This is a genomic window from Lentzea xinjiangensis, from assembly GCF_900110955.1.
GTDB classification, from domain to species: Bacteria; Actinomycetota; Actinomycetes; order Mycobacteriales; family Pseudonocardiaceae; genus Lentzea; species Lentzea xinjiangensis.
This window is the reverse complement of record NZ_FOFR01000001.1, coordinates 694317-713699: the sequence shown is the minus strand read 5'-3', so window position 1 is coordinate 713699 and position 19383 is coordinate 694317. Positions and strand designations below refer to the sequence as shown.

At 68.1% G+C, this 19383-nt stretch carries 23 protein-coding genes, 4 tRNA genes and 1 pseudogene; 6 read left to right on the top strand and 22 right to left on the bottom strand.

What is annotated here, in order from left to right; genetic code table 11:
- Positions 1–160: 160 nt before the first annotated feature.
- A complete protein-coding gene (gene rplL, locus BMW88_RS03655; RefSeq protein WP_089949009.1) occupies positions 161–550 on the bottom strand; it encodes a 50S ribosomal protein L7/L12 in 390 nt (129 codons plus the stop codon).
- A 55-nt stretch (positions 551–605) separates the two neighbouring features.
- Complete coding sequence (gene rplJ / locus BMW88_RS03650) at positions 606–1160, bottom strand: 50S ribosomal protein L10 (protein WP_089949007.1); 555 nt, start codon at positions 1158–1160, stop codon at positions 606–608.
- Positions 1161–1405: 245 nt separating this feature from the next.
- On the opposite strand from rplJ, the gene BMW88_RS03645 reads away from it, so the two are divergent.
- The gene (locus BMW88_RS03645; RefSeq protein WP_089949006.1) at positions 1406–2104 is read left to right on the top strand and encodes a hypothetical protein; all 699 of its coding nucleotides are present in this window, start codon (positions 1406–1408) and stop codon (positions 2102–2104) included.
- Positions 2105–2119: 15 nt separating this feature from the next.
- On the opposite strand, the gene BMW88_RS03640 is transcribed toward BMW88_RS03645, so the two are convergent.
- Positions 2120–2899: an imine reductase family protein gene (locus tag BMW88_RS03640; protein ID WP_089949004.1), complete on the bottom strand. Its 780-nt coding sequence runs from the start codon at positions 2897–2899 to the stop codon at positions 2120–2122.
- A gap of 84 nt (positions 2900–2983) precedes the next feature.
- Between BMW88_RS03640 and BMW88_RS03635 the strand changes: the two genes are divergently transcribed.
- Positions 2984–3961: a helix-turn-helix domain-containing protein gene (locus tag BMW88_RS03635; protein ID WP_089949002.1), complete on the top strand. Its 978-nt coding sequence runs from the start codon at positions 2984–2986 to the stop codon at positions 3959–3961.
- A 64-nt stretch (positions 3962–4025) separates the two neighbouring features.
- Here BMW88_RS03635 and rplA read toward each other — a convergent pair whose 3' ends face one another.
- The 12 genes from rplA to BMW88_RS03575 form a co-directional block, all read right to left on the bottom strand.
- Positions 4026–4736 (bottom strand): 50S ribosomal protein L1, encoded by a 711-nt coding sequence (gene rplA, locus BMW88_RS03630; protein WP_089949000.1) that lies wholly within the window; start codon positions 4734–4736, stop codon positions 4026–4028.
- 79 nt (positions 4737–4815) lie between these two features.
- Positions 4816–5250 (bottom strand): 50S ribosomal protein L11, encoded by a 435-nt coding sequence (rplK, locus tag BMW88_RS03625; RefSeq protein WP_065915943.1) that lies wholly within the window; start codon positions 5248–5250, stop codon positions 4816–4818.
- A gap of 83 nt (positions 5251–5333) precedes the next feature.
- On the bottom strand, positions 5334–6206 hold the full coding sequence (nusG, locus tag BMW88_RS03620) for a transcription termination/antitermination protein NusG (protein ID WP_089948998.1): 873 nt from the start codon (positions 6204–6206) through the stop codon (positions 5334–5336).
- Positions 6207–6246: 40 nt separating this feature from the next.
- Positions 6247–6660: a preprotein translocase subunit SecE gene (gene secE, locus BMW88_RS03615; RefSeq protein ID WP_177220930.1), complete on the bottom strand. Its 414-nt coding sequence runs from the start codon at positions 6658–6660 to the stop codon at positions 6247–6249.
- Positions 6661–6694: 34 nt separating this feature from the next.
- Positions 6695–6767: transfer RNA gene (locus tag BMW88_RS03610), tRNA-Trp, on the bottom strand.
- A 235-nt stretch (positions 6768–7002) separates the two neighbouring features.
- Positions 7003–7410: a MaoC/PaaZ C-terminal domain-containing protein gene (locus BMW88_RS03605; RefSeq protein WP_089948995.1), complete on the bottom strand. Its 408-nt coding sequence runs from the start codon at positions 7408–7410 to the stop codon at positions 7003–7005.
- The gene (locus tag BMW88_RS03600; RefSeq protein ID WP_089948993.1) at positions 7407–7856 is read right to left on the bottom strand and encodes a MaoC family dehydratase N-terminal domain-containing protein; all 450 of its coding nucleotides are present in this window, start codon (positions 7854–7856) and stop codon (positions 7407–7409) included. Before BMW88_RS03600 ends, BMW88_RS03605 begins: the two co-directional genes overlap by 4 nt.
- 88 nt (positions 7857–7944) lie before the next feature.
- The gene (gene rpmG / locus BMW88_RS03595; RefSeq protein WP_015105301.1) at positions 7945–8109 is read right to left on the bottom strand and encodes a 50S ribosomal protein L33; all 165 of its coding nucleotides are present in this window, start codon (positions 8107–8109) and stop codon (positions 7945–7947) included.
- A gap of 170 nt (positions 8110–8279) precedes the next feature.
- Positions 8280–8352: transfer RNA gene (locus BMW88_RS03590), tRNA-Met, on the bottom strand.
- Between the two features lie 42 nt (positions 8353–8394).
- Positions 8395–8470 (bottom strand) — tRNA-Thr (locus tag BMW88_RS03585).
- A 74-nt stretch (positions 8471–8544) separates the two neighbouring features.
- Entirely contained in the window at positions 8545–11151 is a 2607-nt protein-coding gene (locus BMW88_RS03580; protein WP_089948992.1) for a putative bifunctional diguanylate cyclase/phosphodiesterase, read from the bottom strand.
- Positions 11152–11308: 157 nt separating this feature from the next.
- Positions 11309–12061: a PhzF family phenazine biosynthesis protein gene (locus BMW88_RS03575; RefSeq protein ID WP_089948990.1), complete on the bottom strand. Its 753-nt coding sequence runs from the start codon at positions 12059–12061 to the stop codon at positions 11309–11311.
- A gap of 235 nt (positions 12062–12296) precedes the next feature.
- On the opposite strand from BMW88_RS03575, the gene BMW88_RS03570 reads away from it, so the two are divergent.
- Positions 12297–12506, top strand: a complete 210-nt coding sequence (locus tag BMW88_RS03570; protein ID WP_245777538.1) for a hypothetical protein — start codon at positions 12297–12299, stop codon at positions 12504–12506.
- Between the two features lie 121 nt (positions 12507–12627).
- Here the strand turns inward: BMW88_RS03570 and BMW88_RS03565 are convergent, their stop codons facing one another.
- The 3 genes from BMW88_RS03565 to BMW88_RS03555 all read right to left on the bottom strand — a co-directional run bounded on the left by BMW88_RS03565 (position 12628) and on the right by BMW88_RS03555 (position 14688).
- Positions 12628–13056, bottom strand: a complete 429-nt coding sequence (locus BMW88_RS03565) for a carboxymuconolactone decarboxylase family protein (RefSeq protein WP_089948987.1) — start codon at positions 13054–13056, stop codon at positions 12628–12630.
- 79 nt (positions 13057–13135) lie between these two features.
- Positions 13136–13870: an SDR family NAD(P)-dependent oxidoreductase gene (locus tag BMW88_RS03560; RefSeq protein ID WP_089948986.1), complete on the bottom strand. Its 735-nt coding sequence runs from the start codon at positions 13868–13870 to the stop codon at positions 13136–13138.
- On the bottom strand, positions 13867–14688 hold the full coding sequence (locus BMW88_RS03555; protein WP_245777537.1) for an NAD(P)-dependent oxidoreductase: 822 nt from the start codon (positions 14686–14688) through the stop codon (positions 13867–13869). Before BMW88_RS03555 ends, BMW88_RS03560 begins: the two co-directional genes overlap by 4 nt.
- Before the next feature lie 82 nt (positions 14689–14770).
- Between BMW88_RS03555 and BMW88_RS03550 the strand changes: the two genes are divergently transcribed.
- On the top strand, positions 14771–15124 hold the full coding sequence (locus BMW88_RS03550; RefSeq protein ID WP_177220929.1) for a winged helix-turn-helix transcriptional regulator: 354 nt from the start codon (positions 14771–14773) through the stop codon (positions 15122–15124).
- Between the two features lie 15 nt (positions 15125–15139).
- Here the strand turns inward: BMW88_RS03550 and BMW88_RS03545 are convergent, their stop codons facing one another.
- The 4 genes from BMW88_RS03545 to BMW88_RS03530 form a co-directional block, all read right to left on the bottom strand.
- Positions 15140–15835 (bottom strand): protein phosphatase 2C domain-containing protein, encoded by a 696-nt coding sequence (locus BMW88_RS03545; RefSeq protein WP_177220928.1) that lies wholly within the window; start codon positions 15833–15835, stop codon positions 15140–15142.
- Positions 15836–16493: 658 nt separating this feature from the next.
- Entirely contained in the window at positions 16494–17597 is a 1104-nt protein-coding gene (locus tag BMW88_RS03540) for a helix-turn-helix domain-containing protein (RefSeq protein WP_089948983.1), read from the bottom strand.
- Positions 17584–17781, bottom strand: a complete 198-nt coding sequence (locus BMW88_RS03535) for a hypothetical protein (protein ID WP_143115956.1) — start codon at positions 17779–17781, stop codon at positions 17584–17586. Before BMW88_RS03535 ends, BMW88_RS03540 begins: the two co-directional genes overlap by 14 nt.
- A gap of 613 nt (positions 17782–18394) precedes the next feature.
- A tRNA-Tyr gene (locus BMW88_RS03530) sits at positions 18395–18475 on the bottom strand.
- A 119-nt stretch (positions 18476–18594) separates the two neighbouring features.
- Between BMW88_RS03530 and BMW88_RS03525 the strand changes: the two genes are divergently transcribed.
- Positions 18595–19086: a YajQ family cyclic di-GMP-binding protein gene (locus BMW88_RS03525; protein WP_089948979.1), complete on the top strand. Its 492-nt coding sequence runs from the start codon at positions 18595–18597 to the stop codon at positions 19084–19086.
- Positions 19083–19373, top strand: a pseudogene (locus tag BMW88_RS03520) (sugar phosphate nucleotidyltransferase); the annotation flags it as partial. The gene BMW88_RS03525 and the pseudogene BMW88_RS03520, both read left to right, overlap by 4 nt.
- Between the last annotated feature and the right edge of the window lie 10 nt (positions 19374–19383).

The following is a 19383-nucleotide window of genomic DNA, read 5'->3' as shown; positions in this document are numbered from 1 at the left end:
CCGCAGCGTGGACCACCGCCTGACGACAGGCACATTCGAGACTGATGTGATCCCAAACACATCGGCGGTCCGAACGCAAAAAACGGGCGTGCACCTCGTTGAGAGGTGCACGCCCGTTCAGGCACTGCGAGGCAAGCGCAAGCCCCCGGAGGGGCTCAGATCACTTGAGCGAGATCTTGGCGCCGGCAGCCTCGAGCTTCTCCTTGGCGGCCTCGGCGACGTCCTTCGCGACGTTCTCGAGGAGCGGCTTCGGAGCGGACTCGACGAGCTCCTTGGCCTCCTTCAGGCCCAGGCCCGAGACGACCTCGCGGACGACCTTGATGACCTGGATCTTCTTCTCGCCGGCGCCCTCGAGGACGACGGTGAACTCGTCCTTCTCGTCCTCGGCCGGAGCGGCAGCGCCACCGGCACCCGGAGCGGCGGCAACGGCGACCGGAGCCGCGGCGGTGACCTCGAAGGTCTCCTCGAACTGCTTCACGAACTCCGACAGCTCGAGGAGGGTCATCTCCTTGAAAGCGTCGAGCAGCTCTTCGGTGCTGAGCTTCGCCATGATCGGCGTTCCTTTCTATCTCCCGCGCGAAAGCGTCGGGTGTGTCTTCGGGTGATCAGCTTTCGGCGGGAGCGTCGGCCTCGGCGGCGGGAGCCGCGGCGGCCTTCTTCTCCTGCAGGGCAGCAGCCAGGCGAGCGACCTGGGAAGCCGGGGCGTTGAACAGACCCGCGGCCTTGGCCAGGTTGCCCTTCATCGCGCCCGCGAGCTTCGCGAGCAGCACCTCACGGCTCTCGAGGTCCGCGATAGCGGTGACCTCGTCGACCGAGAGCGGGCGGCCATCCATGTAGCCGCCCTTGATGACCAGGGCCTTGTTGTCCTTCGCGAAGTCGCGGATCGCCTTGGCGGCGTCGACGGGCTCGCCCTCGACGAACGCGATGGCGGTCGGACCGGCCAGGAGAGCCTCGAGGCCCTCGATGCCGGCGTCCGCGGCAGCCAGCTTGACCAGCGTGTTCTTCGCGACGGTGTACTTGGTGCCCGCGCCGAGAGCGCGACGCAGCGTGGTGAGCTGCGCCATGGAGAGGCCACGGTACTCGGTGACAACCGCTGCCGAGCTGCTGCGGAACTGGTCCGCGAGCTCAGCGACCGCCGTAACCTTGCTGGGCTTCGCCATGATCGCCTCCTCTCTGGGCTGGGTTAGACCACCAGCGTGAGAAGGCTCCGAAACAACAAAAACGCCCACGCGCACAAGCAGCACGGGGCGTCACAAAGAGCTGGGCCTCGTCCTCCCTGCGCGGGCCGCCCGTGTTGCAACGGGGCCTTCGTTCTCCTCGCGGAGAAAACCAGCGGTCTTCGGTAGAACCATCCAGAACAGTACTCGACTGTGTACTGCCGGACCAAATCGGCATGATGTGACGTGTGACCGACGAGCCCGGCAAGGACCTCGCGCCCCGCCAGCCGCAGCCGCCCGCGCCGCAGATCGACCCGGAGCAGCTACGGCAGTTCCAGGAGTTCCAGCGGTTCCAGGAGTACCAGCGCTACCAGGAGGCCACCGGCCAGGCGCCGCAGCCGCCGAAGCCGCAGGGCAAGCGGTGGTGGCTCGCCGTGCTCGGCAGCCGCATCTTCTGGCGGGCGCTGTTCTTCCTCCTGGTCGTGTTCTCGGTCATGTGGGCCTACAACCACTTCTTCAGCACCGACGACCCCGGCGACATCGCCCAGGACAGCGGCGGCGTCACCGGTCCGGCCCAGGGCCTGTCCGCCCCCGCCGGCCTGCAGGGCACGGTCGGCATGTTCTACAAGCACGTCTCGTTCGGCGACACGACCCGCGCGTGCACGTTGTTCCTGCGTGAGGACACCCGCCAGAAGTTCGCGAACGCCTATGGCGCAAGCGATTGCGCCGAAGCGGTCAAGACGCTGAAGACCAGGGTGACCAGCGTCGACCGGTACCAGCAGGTCATGTTCCCGCCGGAGATGCTGAAGACGCCGCCCTCCAACCGGGTCACCATCGACTCCTGCGCCCTGACCGTCGAGGGCGGTCCGCGGCTCGGCCTGTTCGTCGTGGAGAAGGTCGACGCCGGCTGGGTCGTCACCGACTGGTCCCCCGGCACCTGCGGCTGACGGCCCCGCCAGGCCCTACCGGCCCGCCATCGCCTGCGGGGCAACGACTCCGAACGACTCGACGGCGCGGGCGAAGCTCTCCTCGCCGTGGCCCTGCGCGACCTGCCGGTCGACCAGGACCTTGAGCGCGTCGAGTCCGGCGAACGGAACGCCCTGCGACTCGGTGCCGCGGATGAGCATGCCCAGCCCCGTCTGGTTCATCGCGAGGCTCGAATCGCCGCCGGCGTAGTCGCCGCTGTCGATCTCCTCGGCGAACGTGACGAGCGCCGGGTGCATGTCCGTCAGCCAGGCCCACATCAGCGGCATGAGCTCGGTGGCGCGGATGCCGGCGGCGCGCGCCACGGCGGCGCCGTGCAGGAAGCCGCCCAGCAGCCCGTACATCGCGGACAGGATCGCCACGTCGTACCCGGCGACGAGGCCGGCGTCCTCGCCGAGGAACCTGCTCTTCCCGAGCAGCTCCAACGGTTTCCGCCAGCGCTCGTGCATCGCCGCGGAGCCGCTGTAGTTGATGGAGGACTCGGCGGTGCCGATCGTCTGGGGCACCGCGTACACCGCGCCCTGCAGGTACTCCGCACCGTTGTCCGCCGCCCAGCGGGCCATCTCCCGCGCTTCCTCCGGGGTGCTGGAGGTGACGTTCACGAGCGTGCGCCCGCGCACGTCCACGCCGCGCAGGACCTCTTGTGCCGCTTGGTGGTCGAGCACGACGAGAACCACGAGATCGCCGGCGGCGACCGCCTCCGCCACGGCGCGCCCGAGGTTGCCGAGGCCCAGGACGGTGATCGCTTCAGATGTCATGCGTCCAGCTTCGCCACCGGAGATCAACTCGACCAGTGACCGGAATGACCTCGCTCACCAAATTCCTGCCATAGGCTTGAGGTCATGAGTGCTGGCTCCGTCGCGCTGGTCGTCCCCGCCGACCTCGGTGTCGCCGATCTGTACGAGCTGGGCATCCCGGCCGCCGTCTTCGGCACGCCCCAGCCGGACCTGGCCGACCCGTGGTACGAGCTGCGGGTGTGCGCGGTGGACAACGGCACGCGCGCCGCCCCCGGATTCACCCTGCACAGCGGCCACGGCCTCGACGACATCGCCACGGCCGGCACCGTCATCGTGCCCTGGGTGCCGGCCGAGGTGATCGAGCAGGGCGCCCCGGTCCCGCCGGAGCTGCTCTCCGCGCTGCGCGACGCCCACGAGGCGGGCGCGCGGATCGTGGCGCTGTGCGGCGGGGCGTTCGCGCTGGCCGAGGCAGGCCTGCTGGACGGCCGCAGGGCCGTCACGCACTGGATGTGCACCGCGTTGCTCGCCGAGCGCTACCCGGAGGTGCGCGTCGACGACTCCGTGCTCTACGTGGACGACGGCGACGTGCTGACCAGCGCCGGCATGACGGCCAGCCTGGACCTCTGCCTGCACCTGGTGCGCCGCGACCTGGGTGCGCACGTCGCCAACCAGCTCGCCCGCCGGATGGTGGTGCCCGCGCACCGGCCGGGCAGCCGGAGCCAGTTGATCGACCTCTCCGTCCCCGCGACCGACGAGCAGGGCCTGGCGCCGGTGCTGGACTGGGCCCGCGCGCGGCTCGACCAGCCGCTGACCATCGAGGACCTGGCCCGTCGCGCCGCCGTGAGCCCGCGGACCTTCTACCGGCGGCTGCACGCCGCCACCGGCACGACCCCGTTGCAGTGGCTGCTCGACGAACGCGTCGCCAGGGCGCAGGCGCTGCTGGAGTCGACCGACCTGTCCGTGGAGAAGGTCGCGGCGCTGAGCGGCATCGGCACCGCGAACAACCTGCGCCACCACTTCCTCAAGCAGGTGGGTGTCTCCCCCAGCGACTACCGGCAGGCGTTCGCGCGGCACCGGCGCTGAGAAAGGGGAAAGGCCCCCGGCGAACCGGGGGCCTTTCTCGGCAGAACTGCTCGAACCGCGAGGCTCAGGCCTCGTCGCCCAGCATGTTGCGGGTGCGGTTCGGGTCGACCGGGATGCCGGGGCCCATCGTCGTGGAGACGGTGACCTTCTTGACGTACCGGCCCTTGGCCGCGGACGGCTTGGCGCGGAGCACCTCGTCCAGCGCGGCCGCGTAGTTCTCGACCAGCTTCTCGGGCTCGAACGACACCTTGCCGATGACGAAGTGCAGGTTGGCCTGCTTGTCGACGCGGAAGTTGATCTTACCGCCCTTGATGTCGTTCACCGCCTTCGCGACCTCGGGGGTCACGGTGCCGGTCTTGGGGTTCGGCATCAGGCCACGCGGGCCCAGGATGCGGGCGATGCGGCCGACCTTCGCCATCTGGTCGGGGGTCGCGATCGCGGCGTCGAAGTCGAGCCAGCCACCCTGGATGCGCTCGATCAGGTCCTCGGAGCCGACCGCGTCCGCACCGGCGGCCTCGGCCTCTGCGGCCTTGTCACCGGTTGCGAAGACGATCACGCGGGCGGTCTTGCCCGTACCGTGCGGCAGGTTCACGGTGCCGCGGACCATCTGGTCGGCCTTGCGAGGGTCGACGCCGAGGCGAATCGCGACCTCGACGGTCGAGTCCAGCTTCACCTTGGACGTTTCCTTGGCGAGCTTGGCGGCCTCCAGCGGCGAGTACAGCCGCTCCCGGTCCACCAGCTCGGCGGCGGCCTTGTAGGCCTTGCTGCGCTTCATAACTCTGTCCTAACCGTGGATCAGTTCGTGGTGCGTGAGCCGCGCTCGGCTCTCCCACGCTTGCTCGAAGAGGGTGTGGTCAGCCTTCGACCGTGATGCCCATGGAACGGGCGGTGCCGGCGATGATCTTCGCGGCCTGGTCGATGTCGTTCGCGTTCAGGTCGACCATCTTGGTCTGCGCGATCTGACGCACCTGCTCCATGGTCACCTTGGCGACCTTGACGCGGTGCGGCTCGCCCGAGCCCTTGTCGACACCGGCGGCGGCGAGGATGAGCCTCGCGGCCGGCGGGGTCTTCAGCTTGAAGTCGAACGAGCGGTCTTCGTACACGGAGATCTCGACCGGCACGACCTGACCGCGCTGCGACTCGGTCGCGGCGTTGTAGGCCTTGCAGAACTCCATGATGTTGACGCCGTGCTGACCCAGCGCGGGACCAACGGGCGGCGCCGGGTTGGCGGCACCAGCCTTGATCTGCAGCTTGATGATCGCTGACAGCTTCTTCTTCTTGGGTGGCATTGTCCGTGCTTCCTGTTATTGCGGTGTCCGCGCGCGGCCCTGCCAGCCGCAGCGTGGCCGATCGACCTCCCGGAGGAGATCGCTCAGATCTTGGAGACCTGGCTGAACGACAGCTCGACCGGCGTCTCCCGGCCGAAGATCGACACCAGGACCTTCAGCTTCTGGCCGTCCGCGTTGACCTCGCTGATCGTGGCGGGCAGCGTGGCGAACGGGCCGTCCATGACGGTGACCGACTCGCCGACCTCGAAGTCGACCTCGATGGTGGGCTTCGGCGCAGCCGTGGAGGCGGCCTTCTTGCCCTCGGCGGGCTTCTGCTCACCCTGCGGGAGCAGGAACTTCAGCACCTCGTCGATGGTGAGCGGCGAGGGCTTCGAGGTGGCTCCGACGAACCCGGTCACGCCCGGCGTGTTGCGGACGGCGCTCCAGGACGCGTCGGTGAGTTCCATGCGGACCAGGATGTAGCCGGGCAGCACCTTGCGCTGCACCAGCTTGCGCTGGCCGTTCTTGATCTCGGTGACCTCTTCGGTCGGCACCTCGACCTGGAAGATGTAGTCCTCCATGTCGAGCGTGTGGATGCGCGTCTCGAGGTTCGCCTTGACCTTGTTCTCGTAGCCGGCGTAGGAGTGCACGACGTACCAGTCGCCGGGTGCGCGGCGCAGGGCCTGGCGCAGCTCTTCGGCGGGGTCGGCGATCTCTTCGTCGATCGGCGTCTCGTCGATCGCGAGGACGTCCGCCTCGTCGGCGGGGGCGTCGGCCTCGTCGGCGTCTGCCTCATCAGCGTCGGCCTCGTCGGCGTCTGCCTCATCAGCGTCGGCCTCGTCGGCGTCGACCTCGTCCGCGACGTCGGAATCCGTGGCCTCCGACTCGACCGTCTCGTCGACCGCGGCGTCCTCGGACACCTCGTCGTCGATGAGGTCGGTCTTCTCCTGGGCGTCGACGCCGTTATCGGAGGTCACTGTGGATCTCGCTTCCTGGTTGCAGCGGCAGCTGTCCGGCTCAGCCGAACAACTCGAAAACAGCCGCGCCGAAGCCGAGGTCGAGAGCCCACACCAGCGCAACCATGAAGACCACGAACACCAGCACGACGCCGGTGTAGGTGACGAGCTGCTTGCGCGTCGGCCAGATCACCTTGCGGAGTTCGCCGATGACCTCGCGGATGTAGCGGAAGGCCCGCCCGATCAGCGAGGGACGCTTCTCCTGTCCTTCACGGGCCTTAGTCGGGCGACCCTTCTTCGCGTCCTCGTCCGAGGAGTCGGACTTGACGACGCTCTTCTTCGACTCAGCGCTGCTGCCGTCCTTGCGGGCGGCCGGGCGAGAGGAGGCACGACGTTCACGCCGCGCCGCAGCAGTGGACGGCCGGACAGCGCCTTCGCGCTCCTCCGGCTGGTCCTGCTCGCGGCCCTCGCTCATGCCGTCCTCCACTCCACCCATGACGCTTCGACAGCAGGGGCGACAGGACTTGAACCTGCAACCTGCGGTTTTGGAGACCGCTGCTCTGCCAGTTGAGCTACGCCCCTTCGGGATCTGCGAGAGATCCCCTGGCCACGCAGGAAGTGTACGGGAGCCTGCCCCGTCCATTCCAACCAGACCGCCCAAGCATCTGTCGAGCGGCCTGTCGCACAGCCTACCCACACGAGCGCCGAGAACACGAATCAGGGTCGGTCGACGGCGCCGCCGCCCGACCCCGCATTCCCCGTGAGCACCGCAAACGCCACCGACCCCCGCGAGCGGGTGGTGTCGATGATCACATGATCAGCCGACGCGCACGCGCGCGAAGGCACCCGTCAACACCGACTTGCCGTCAAAAGCCGCGTTGATGTTGACCTTCACAGTTCCGTCCCCGAGGTCCTTGGTGACCTTCGCGGTCACCTCGACCAGCGCGCCCTCGTCGTCGTTGGGCACCACGACGGGCCGGCCGAACCGGCAGCCGTACTCGACGATCGCGCCGGGGTCGCCGATCCACTCCGCGACGATCCGCGAGGCCACGGCCATGGTCAGCATGCCGTGCGCGATCACGTCCGGCAGGCCGACGTCCTTCGCGGTCTTCTCGTTCCAGTGGATGGGGTTGAAGTCCAGCGAGGCGCCCGCGTAGCGGACCAGGTCGTCGCGCCTGAGGCGGACCGACAGCGCCGGCAGCTCGGTGCCCACTTCGACGGTCATGCGTCCTGCCCCCTCACGACGAGCATCGACTTGGCGGTGGTGACGGGCTCGCCGTCCACGGTGCCGATCTCGGTCCGCACGGTGACCATGTCGTTGCCCATGCGGGAGGTGATGGCGTCGATGTGCGCCACGCACACGAGCCGGTCGCCCGCGGTGATGGGCCGGTGGTGGGTGAAGCTCTGGTCGCCGTGCACGACGCGGCTGTAGTCGAGCTCGAGCTCCGGGTCGAACATGACCGTCTCGTTGGTCTTCATCGACACCACGATCGCGAACGTGGGCGGTGCGATGACGTCCCGGTGCCCCAGCGCCTTCGCGGCTTCGGCGTCGCGGTAGGCCGGGCTGGTGGCGCCGATGGCGTCGGCGAACTCGCGGATCTTCTCGCGGCTCACGTCGTAGGGCTGCGACGGCGGATAGCTGCGTCCGGTGAAGGCGGGGTCGAGAGGCACCGCAGGAGCCTATATGCGGCGAGGCCCGCCCCACGGTGTGGGACGGGCCTCGCCGAAGACTCGCTGCGTGCCCGCGAAGGGCCTCAGGTCAGCGGGTTTCCTTGTGCGCGCGGTGCGTCTTGCAGTTCGGGCAGAACTTCTTGATCTCCAGGCGGTCCGGGTCGTTGCGCCGGTTCTTCCTGGTGATGTAGTTCCGGTGCTTGCACTCCTCGCACGCGAGGGTGATCTTGGGGCGTACGTCGGTTGCAGCCACGGTCCTTGCCTTCCTGAGAGCACACTTGCCCCGGAGTTCCAGTGCGGGCTTACCACCTGGCGGGGACGGGCAACGAGGTCGCTGCCCGGGGGTCTGGGGGCTCGGCCCCCAAAATCATGGCGGAATGAGGAAGGTCCGCGCTCTCCGCGGACACACCCCACCCACTCACGTAGCGGTGGCCGGACTTGAACCGGCGACACAGCGATTATGAGCCGCTTGCTCTACCAACTGAGCTACACCGCTTTACACAACTACAGCCGCAGCGCTCAGCACTGCGGCCAGTAGTGGAGCCCCTTTACGGAATCGAACCGTAGACCTTCTCCTTACCATGGAGACGCTCTGCCGACTGAGCTAAAGGGGCTTGCTCTTTCGTTCTTGCCGAGCGAGGAGAACTCTACAACACCGGTCCACCAAGAACGAAATCCGGGGGGTCCCTCAGTGGACCAAGGTGAGCACCGTCTCATCGCGGGCACCCCTGACCTGCACCGTCCTGGCGCGCAGCCACGCCTCGAAGCGGTCCTCGGACAGCGGGCGGGAGATCAGGTACCCCTGCGCGACGTCGCAGCCCATGCCGACGAGCTGGTCGCGGGCGGCGTCGTCCTCCACGCCCTCCGCCACCACCACGAGGCCGAGCGAGTGCCCGAGCTCCACGATCGACCGGACCACGGCCATGTCGCCGAGGTCCGTGCCCATCCCGAGCACGAACGACTTGTCGATCTTCACCTCGTCCACCGGCAGCTGGCGCAGGTACGCGAGCGACGAGTAGCCCGTGCCGAAGTCGTCGACCGCCAGCACGACGCCGATCGCGTGCAGGCGCCGCAGCACCGGCAGCGCGCGCTCGGGATCGGCCATGACGCCCGACTCGGTGAGCTCGAAGGTCAGCAGGCCCGGCGGCACGTCGTGGCGTTCCAGGGCGGCGGCCACGCGGTTCGGGAAGTCCTCGTCGCCCAGCGTCCGCACGGACAGGTTCACCGCGATGGACATCCGCAGGCCGCGGTCGAGCCAGCGGCGGACGCGTTCCAGCGCCCTGTCCATCACGAAGTCGGTCAGCACGTCCACGAGGCCGGTGGCCTCGACGGCGGGCACGAACTCGTCCGGGTCGACGCGGCCGAACTCCGGGTGCGTCCAGCGCACCAGCGCCTCGGCGCCCACGACCTGGCGGGACGGCAGGGCGACCTTCGGCTGGTAGTGCACGGAGATCTGCCCGGTCTCGACGGCCTGGCGGAACTGCGTCACGAGCTGGAATCGGCGCAGGAAGAGGTGGCCCATGCTCGGCGCGTAGGCCTTCACGGGCGTGCCCTCGGACGTCGCGCGCACGGCCACGTCGGCTCGCTGCAGCAACGCGTCGGGGTCGGGGTCCTCGGTCTCGGAGTCCGCTTTGGACGCGTACCCGACGACCGCGGAGGCCTCGACGGTCAACCGGTCGACGGGGTACGGCACGGAGAGCCCCGCGCGGAGCCGTTCCGCGATCTCGCGGGCGGACGTGGCGCGCGAGTCGTCGAGGAACGCCGCGAACGCGCCGCCCTCCAGCCGCGCCAGCGGCACGTCGGCGCCCAGGGCGTCGCGCAGCCTGCGGCCGGCCGCGACGACCATCCTGTTGCCCCAGGCCTGGCCGAGCGCGTCGGACACCGTCGACAGGATGTCGAGGTCGATGCGCAGCACCACGCCCCGCTGGGAGTCGCGCAACGGCTCGGCGCAGGCCTCGCGGAAGCCGGGGCGGTTGAGCAGGCCGGTCAACGGGTCGTGGTAGGCGTCGTGGCGCAGGCGGGCGAGCAGCCGCCGGTTGTCGACGGCCGTCGCGAGGTGCGAGGCCAGCGTCCTGAGGAGCTGGATGTCCGCCTTGCCGAAACCGCGCCACCGCGACAGCCGGTCGTGCGCCTCGACGGCGCCGAGCAGCTGGGTCGCGCCGCGCAGCGGGACGACCAGCGCCTCCTGCGCGTCGCGGCGCAGCAGCGCCTCGGTGATGTCCTCGGTCGCGTCGGCCACGCGGTAGTAGCGGACGTGCGTGCCGGGCAGTTGCAGGACCGGGTCCTCGCGCACCGCCCGCGGGTCGATCGCGGTCATCTCGTCGGGCAGCGGTTCGCCGGCGACGAGGGTGATCATGGCTTCCTGCGGGTCGGTGCGCAGGCGCAGCACGACCCTGTTCGCGTTGAGCTGCTCGCGGATGCGCTCCGCGATCTGCTGCCACTCGTCTTCCTCGACGCCCGTCGTGAGGTCGTCGTCCGGCTGGCGCGGGCCGGTGCCGTGCTGGCCCGACCTCGCGACGCGGAGGCTGACCTCGCTCAACGCCTCCAGGTCGCGCTGCTCGCGCAGCAGCCCGGAGTAGGCGAGGTAGGTGGCCACGATGCCCGCGAGCACCAGGAGGATCAGGACGCCGCCCCACTCGGTGGTGGAGACGATCTGGTAGCCGACGAGACCGGCCGAGGTGTTCAGCAGCGCCACGACCAGCGTCTGCAGCACGAGGCGGACGCTGTTGCCGACGCGCATCGACTTGCCCATGAGCCGCAACGCGCAGAGACCCAGCACGCTCGCGAGCAGCGGCACGGTGATCGTGCCGACGAAGGCGCCCGCCCAGAACGGGCCGCCGGCGCCGATCATCCGGTTCACCGCCTCCGCGGCCGCGAACGCCACGGAGATCTCCATGAACATGAGGCCCGCGTTGTAGACGGCGCGGTCCAGGATCCGCCTGCCGAGCAGCGTGCCCACGCCCGCGACCACGTGCGCGGCGAGCACGATCTCGAAAGGGGCCACCAGCAGCCCCAGCACCAGCGGGATCTCGGTGAAGGAGATCGTCCACGCGACGCCGCTGCGGACGTCGACGTTGATCGCGAGCTGCTCGGCCAGCAGGAAGCCGATCACGAGCAGCGGGCCGATCCAGAAGAGGGAGGTGTTCTCCCGCTCCGGGAGCCACGCCGCGACCATGCCCGCGCAGGCGACACCCGCCACCAGGAGGGTGACGGCGAACGCGCTGAACGCGCGGTTGGTCGACTTGGCCGACCAGGCGGCCGAGTCCGACACGGGGGCCGACGCTCGGTCGGACATCCAGCCTCCTCGTCGGCCTGGGTGGGGGACCTCTAGGCGTGACTGAGGGGTCCCGTGCTTGGCGATCAGGACCCCTCCAGGGGCACTAATGTACCCCGCTCGGGGGACGAAATGGCAGGTCGAGCACGTGTAGTGACGTCGGTTCACCCAGACGTGGTTAGACGTTGAGACGCCCGTGGAGCACCGTCACGGCCTGCCCCGAGAGCAGCACGCGATCTTGGGCGAGGGTCGCCCTGACGAACCCGCCGCGCGGCGACGCCTGCTCCGCCAGCAGGTCAGCGCGCTGGAGCCGGGGCACCCAATAGGACGCAAGCGTGCAGTGGGCCGAACCGGTGACGGGGTCCTCGGGGATGCCCACAGCGGGGTAGAAGCAGCGGCTCACCACGTCCGCGTCGCCGTCACCGGCCGCCGTGACGATTACTCCCCGTGACGGAATCTGTGTCAGTCCTTGGACATCGGGTCGCAGGGAACGGACTTCCTCCGCGCTCGCCAACTCGATCAGGTAGTCGAAGCGGCCACGCACCACGGACTTGATCGTCGCATGTGGCAGCGCTTCCGCTAGTCCGATTGGCGGGTCAGTCAACTTCGGCGGGTCCGCCGGGAAGTCCATCCGGATCCACCCGTCGTCGGGCACGCACGTGAGGACTCCGCTACGCGTGGTGAACTCCTGCGCCCCGCCTAGCACATGAGCGGCCGCGAGGGTGGCGTGTCCGCAAAGGTCGACCTCGACCTCGGGCGTGAACCAGCGGAGGTGGTTGTCGGGGGTGACGAACGCCGTTTCGGCGTGCTTCATCTCGGCCGCGACGTTCTGCATCCAGGCGTCGTCGCGGGGCTCGGTCAGCAGCACGACGCCGGCCGGGTTGCCCGCGAAGGGCGTGTCGGTGAACGAGTCGACCACGTAGATCTCCACGGACCCGACCCTGCCACGTCCGGACGGCGAGCGGATCCGCACTCCACCCGGCTCCCGGCGTGTCTTCGCGCCCCGACCGGCGCGGTGGGACATGATCTGGCCGTTCGCACATGGGAAGAACACTCGACGGCACCGTACTTGTGGAACGAGTCCGGCCTCTATTTCGACAAAGGGGTAGCGAATCGGACACCACACCTGGGGGGTCGAGATGGAACTCAACGGCAGAGCGAGGGCAATGCTGCGGGCCGTCGCCGCGGGACGTGCGGAGGTGACGGGCGGAACGGAGCCCGAGCTGTACGTCGACGGATTGCCCTGCTGCGACCAGATGGCGACGCACGACCTCGTGCACGCCGGCCTGCTACGGCCCACCAGGCCGACGAGTTTCGGCCGGCGCGTCTGCGCCGAACTGACCGACGACGGCCGCGCCGCACTGGCCGCCAGTTGATCGGCGCGCCGCCGACCGATGATCGAACATTTGTTCGACATGGGGTATGCTGCGCGCGGAGACCGGCACGCAAGAGAGAGGAAGCTCTTGCGCGCCGGTCTCTCTGTCTTCCGCGACTGTCTTAAGCGGACACCCGCTGCTGCGAGGCGACGTTGAGCCGGTTCCACGTGTTGATCGCGCAGATCGCCAGCATCAGCCCCGCCAGCTCCTGCTCGCTCCAGTGCTTCGCCGCCTCGTTCCACACGTCGTCGCTGACGTGCACGTGCGTCATCTCCTCGGCGAGCGCGAACGCCGCCTTCTCCGCGTCGGTGTAGTACGGGACGTCCCGCCAGCCGGCGACGGCGTAGACCCGCTCGTCCGGCACGTCCGCCTTGCGCAACAGCTTGGTGTGGTAGTCGATGCAGGTTCCGCAGCCGTTCATGATGCTGACCCGCAGGCAGATCAGCTCCACGAGGCTCTCGTCCAGGCCCGTCGCGGCCGCGGCCCGGGACAGGTCGAGCATGGCCTGCATCGCGCCGGGCACCGACATCACCGGGTTGGCGATCCTCATCTTCGTCCTCCTGTCTCGTCTTCTGCCCGGTCGACCCGGCGGAGGACGTGGATGTGACAGGTCGTCCGAAGAAGTTTTCCTAGACGCTCAGGCCTTGCCCGAGACCGCCGTCCACGGCCAGGTCGGCGCCGGTCGTGAAGGTGGCGTCGAACGCCAGGAAGAGCACCGCGTCGGCGACTTCGTCCATCGTGCCGTGGCGCTTGAGCGGCGTGATCTCGTCGCCCTCCTGCTTGAACGCGTCGAGAACCTCCTGCGGCACACCGGTCACGCCCATCGACGGCGTGTCGATGAAGCCGGGGCTGACCACGTTGACCCGGATGTTCCTGGGCGCCAGCTCCGCCGCGAACGACCTGCCGAACGACCGCACCGCCGCCTTCGCGCCCGAGTAGACGCTCATGCCCTTCGCGCCGCCGGTCTGCGCGATCGACGTGGTGAAGACGATCGAGCCGCCCTCCCTGATCAACGGCGCGAGCTGCTGCGCGGTGAAGAACGCGCCCTTGGTGTTGACGTCGAACGTGCGGTCGTAGTCGTCCTCGGTGACCTCATGGGCCTCGTGCAGCGTCGCGTAGCCGACGTTGACGAAGAGCAGGTCGATGTCGCCCAGCCGCTCGCGGACCTCCCGCCCGAGCCGGACGACGTCGTCGAGGTTCGCCGCGTCGGAGGCGATGACGTGCGCCTTGACGCCCTCGGCCTTCTCCGTCGTGCGCCCGGTCAGCAGCACTTCGGCACCGCCCTCGACCAGCTTGTCCACCACCGCGCGGCCCATGCCGTGCGTGCCTCCGGTGACGACGGCCTTCTTCCCCTGGTACCTCACCGGATCACCTCGATGACGCTCGCGATGCTGTGCGTGCCGTGGCCCTTGAGCTGCGCGCGTTCGTACAGGTCGTGCAGCGCTCGGGGCAGTGCGGTGTCGAGGCCCTGCTGCGCGTTCGCTTCCATGAGCATCCGCAACCCGGACACGTTGATGTCCAAAGCGGACACGTCGGTCTCGTAGTCGCGGTGCCGGGTCTCTTCTCCCAACGCGGGCAGCATCGTGCCGAGCTCGGTCAGCCACGCCGCCACCATCGGCGTGAACTTCTCCGGCGTGATGCCCTCGGTGCCCATGAGCGCGACCGCCTGCAGGTAACCGCCGAAGGTCGCCCACATGATGCCGAGCAGCGCGAGGTCGTACAGCGCGGGGAGCCCGGCGTCCTCCCCGACGTGCACCGGCTCGCCGAACGCGTCGAGCACGTGGTGGTTCCCGTTGCCGCTGAAGAAGATCCGCGCACCCGGCGTGCCGATCTGCTGCGGTACGGCCATGATCACGCCGTCGACGTACTCGACCCCGTTGTCCTCGGCCCACTTCGCGGTCTCACGAGCCTCCTCCGGCGTGCCGGAGGTGAGGTTGACGAGCACCTTGATGTTCTTGCTCAGCAACGGCCGTTGCACTTCGTAGCTGGTCAGGCACGTGACCACGACATCCGCCTCGAACGCCTCTTCGGGCGTGCCGACCCTCCTCGCGCCCGGCGGCGTCGCCTTGTCCGCGGACCTGTTCCACACCAACACCTCATAGCCCTTTTCACCAAGGGCCCTGGCGAGCGCGCTGCCCATCCGGCCGAGGCCCAGCACGCTCACGGTCTTCTTGATCCCCATGTCGGCAATGCTGGTTCGACACCGCCGAAGCGACAAGTACCTACTATTTTGTCAGGTACCCACCAATTGGTAAGGATCCAGCATGAAGCCAAGAAGCTACTCGTGCGGCCTGGACGCGGCCATCGACGTGATCGGCGGCCGCTGGAAGGCGCTGATCCTGTGGGCCCTGCACCACGGCCCGATGCGCACGGGCGAGCTGCGCCGATCGGTGTCGGGCATCAGCGAGAAGATGCTCATCCAGGTGCTGCGCGAGATGGAGGCAGACGAGATCGTGCACCGCGAGGTGTTCCACGAGGTGCCACCACGCGTCGAGTACTCGTTGACGCCCTTGGGGGTACGGCTGAACGAGGCGCTTCTGCCGTTGGGCGACTGGGGCGAGGCCAACATGCGCTCGATCGCGCGGCGCCGAGGCGTGGAACCCGCGCCCAAGCACTGAGCGCGCTTCATCGCGTTACCGGTCGAGGTACACGACAGTCGCGTCGTCGGAAACCTTCTCGCGCGGCCACTCAACGGCCTTGGCGTCCTCTTTCTCGACGGCGCGCATCCTGCGGATGAGGTCGTCCGGCCCGTTCGCCGCCATCAGCTCGAGCGCCTTGGGCCAATCGAAAAGGCGAAACAGGTCGACGGCACGTGCCGCGCCATCGGAAAGGATCGCAACCCGCCGCACCTCTTGCAGAGGAATGACACCGACAAGCGCGTGCTCGACATCCGCCGGATCCGCACCGGCCGTGCGCTTGGTGCGCGTATCGCTCACAACGTGCAGCTCCCGCTTGGTGTCGATCACGACCGTGACGTCACCCAGCACCAGATAGCGCAGCACGTCGTCCTTGACCTGCACGAGCCCGACGGCCGCACTCGGGCTGTCCGGATGACCGAGGTCGCACCCGCCGGAGTGCAGCTCACGGGTCTGCGTAATGGCCTGCGCCAATGCCGGAGCGGGATCGAGGTGCGCACACCGCAGCAGTTCCGCGGCGAGCTGGTCGGCGAACCAGCCGACACCGTGCCCGCACCCGGTCTCCGGTTCCGCCGTCACGCCGTCGAGCACGGCGAGCAGGTTCGGCCCGACCAGGGCGCGGTCCTGGCTCGGCACCGTCGTCCGGCCCGCCTCGGTGGCCATCTGCGTGCGCACTGCGCTCCCCTCGATCACCTGCGAATGTGAGCTGAGGGACAGTTTGTCAGACGTCTGCCGCTTCGCGAGGCGGAATTCTGCTCCTCCCACCGGTGACCGGATGGACGCACAGCGATCCACAAAGTCTTGAAAAGCAATGTCCATGATATGTCCATCACCCGGACGGGCTAATACTTCAAGGCGATACCCTTGAAACACGCCCGCAGGTGTAACAATTCCAGCCACGGCGGAATACCTTCGGCGTCACCCAATCCAACGTTGGACGAAGTTGGAAAAAAGAAGGTGGGACCTCTGTTGCCGCAGAGATCCCACCGAAAACCCGAGTCGGCCGAGTCACTGACCTGAGCTGCGGGTGCCCCCCAGGAGTGACCCGGCGAGCGCTTCACAAGGATGAGGGTGCCGACCCCCGAGTAGCAAGTCCTGGACTACGCGGGTTGTTTCGTCATCAACCCGACACACCCACTCTGAGCTGCAACGACAGTGAGCCTCGCCGAAAAAACTCGTCCTGCTGTCGCGCACTTCTCACTCCATCTGGTGAGACACCTCAAGCGAAACGCAACACCGGCCCTCACCCAGCGTCAACTTAAGAGAACGTTAAGACACGACGCGAAGAACAAAAGGGGTGCCACCCCCGCTGACCGGGCGGCACCCCTTTTTCCGCGTTCGGGTCAGTTTTTCACCGGACGTGAAGCTTTCCCTCGACGACGGTGCCCTGTATCGCCTTACCCGCATAGGCGATGGGAACAGCCCGGCCTTCACACCCTTCGGGAAGCCGCGCCGAAACCTCGAACTCGAAGCCGACTCGCGTGGTCCCGCGTGCGTCGATCCGATAGGGGAAGTACTGCAGGTTGGAAATCTTCAACACTTCGGCCGAACAGCTCCGAGAGGAGGTGACCGAGTCATCCGCGGGAACCTTCACCTGAGCGATCAGCTCGATCACGACCAGATCGGTGGCATTCGGGTTCCGCAGGTCAACCCACCGGATCTCCTTCGCCCCGGCCTTGAGGACGATCGGAGGTTCTTCCAGCTCCGCGATCTCGAAGGACTGGATCGAGGTCGCCACCGTGGTCGTAGCCGTCGAACTCTGCGCCGCCGGCTCCCGGTCCTCGTCCGAGAACGCGAGCGCGGCGAGCGACGAGAGGTTGAGCAAGATCAAGACGACAACGACCCACGCCGAAGCGCGCCTCGGCGACTGCTGCACGGCGCGGTGCGTCCCTTGACGACGGGGTTCCTCCAGGAGGGGACCTCTCGGCACCGCACTCACCTCAGCGGGGAGACCGGTCCGCGGAATCCGGTCGGTCGCCTCGGGATCCGGTGTCTTGGCAGTCCCCCCGCCCAGTGCCTGATCGGCGATCTGGTCACCCGTCACCTGCTCGGGGATTCTCGGTAACTCCGGGTCCGGCTCGTTCGCGTGCTCCGACCCGTCGCCTCGATCGGGTGACTTCTCCGTCCCGGTCCTCTGCTCGCCCTCAGCGTCGCGCTGTGACGGAACGGCGCCCTTCACCGCACGCGGACCCCGGCCCGCGGTCCTGCGCAACTCATGCCATCGGGCTTCCCACTCCTGCTCGTCGCCGCCGCACGCCCTGACGTAGGCCAACGTCACCTCGAGCGTCGGCAACCCGTTGCCCGACGCGGCCTTGCTCAGCGTCGAGGACGCGAAGTGCACGAGCTTCTCCATCGCGCGGTAGTCCAGCCGCGCCTTGTCCCGCAGGGCGCGCAGCCGGAGGGCGAAGTCGCCCTCCGGCGTGCTGCCATCGATCTCGGCCTCAGGGCGCGCCATCGCCGGCGTTCTCCCCGCGGTTGAAGGGCACGACCGCTCCGCCACCCGGCATCGAGGCCGCCAGTTGGGCGGAGTTGTCCTGAGGGGCGCGCACGAACCGCGGCAGCGGTCCGGCCGACAGCAGCCGATAACCGATCACCCCAGTAGCGGTCGCGCCCGCGACCAGCACCGAAGCAGTCGTCACCTGGACTCCGGCGAGTACCAAGCCCACCTCGGCAGCGACGTCCCCCAGGACGACGACCGCTCCGGGCCAGTCGCCACGAGGGCGCGCATCAGCGCCGTTCTTACCGCAGATCACCGGACATCCCTTCACATCAGATCTCTGGACCACCACCCGGCTGGACGGTGGACGAGCTGCGCGGGTCGTCGGACCTGCGCAGGTGACTCGGCCTTCCTCGTTCTGAAACCACAACGCGCCCCCCGCAGCGGCAACCGCGGGCGAGCGCTGACCAACTTCGATCCCGGACAGTCTGGGGCATGGACCGGATTCACTGCCAGGCCAACAGTGCTCAACGGCTCAACCATCATCAATTCGCATCGGTGCACGCACTACCGGTAACGACGTCATGAGGACAGGCACGGAGTTGCACCGATGACCGTTTTCCTTACGTGCCAACAAAACGTTCCGGTCAGGCTTGCCATTCAACGGTGTCCTGACAGGTCGCGAGACGCCGACCACCGGCTACCTGGACACGCTCTGCCCGTTGTGCCCTCGCACTGCGACTAGCGCGGCCGGAAGAGAACATGACGAAGGCCCTGTGACCAGCTTCCTGGTCACAGGGCCTTCGGTCCTGCTGTGGCGGGCAGAGGATTCGAACCTCTGTAGCTTTCGCGACGGATTTACAGTCCGCTCCCATTGGCCGCTCGGGCAGCCCGCCCCACACCGTCGTAACGGTGCGGTGAGAACAATACATAACCCCTTCGGGAAGCCCCAAATCGGGGTACCCCAGTAGCATCGACGCTGGCTGTGACCCCGAGATCGTTGAGGAGTGAAGACGTGGCGGACCCGTCGTTCGACGTGGTGAGCAAGGTGGACCGGCAGGAGGTCGACAACGCGCTCAACCAGGCTGCCAAGGAGCTGAGCACGCGCTTCGACTTCCGGGGCACCAACACCACGGTGGCCTGGGCCGGCGAGGAGGCGATCACCTTCACCTCCGAGACCGAGGAGCGCTGCAAGGCGGCGATCGACGTCTTCCAGGAGAAGCTGGTCAAGCGCAACATCTCGATGAAGGCGTTCGAGGTGGGCGAGCCCGCGGTGTCCGGGAAGGTGTTCAAGGTCACGGGGAACCTCGTGCAGGGCATCTCGTCGGAGAAAGCCAAGGAGATCGCCAAGAAGATCCGCGACGAGGCGCCCAAGGGCGTGCAGGCGCAGATCCAGGGTGACCAGCTGCGGGTGTCCGGCAAGAAGAAGGACCACCTGCAGGACGTCATCGCACTGTTGAAGAACTCCGACTTCGGCATCGCCCTGCAGTTCACGAACTACCGGTGAAGGGCATCGTCCTGGCCGGCGGCAGCGGGACGCGCCTGCACCCGATCACGCAGGCCGTCTCGAAGCAACTGCCGCCGGTCTGAGACAAGCCGATGATCTACTACCCGCTGTCGGTGTGACGACGACGTGGCGCTGGTGCTGGGTGACAAGTTCTTCTACGGGCAGGGCTTCTCGTCGACGTTGCAGCACCACGCGTCCACTCTGGACGCTGTGTGCTGTCCGGGTACGAGGTGAAGGGCCCTGAGCGGTACGGCGTGGGCGAGGTCGACGCGAACGGCGAGTACCTCGTGGCGGCGG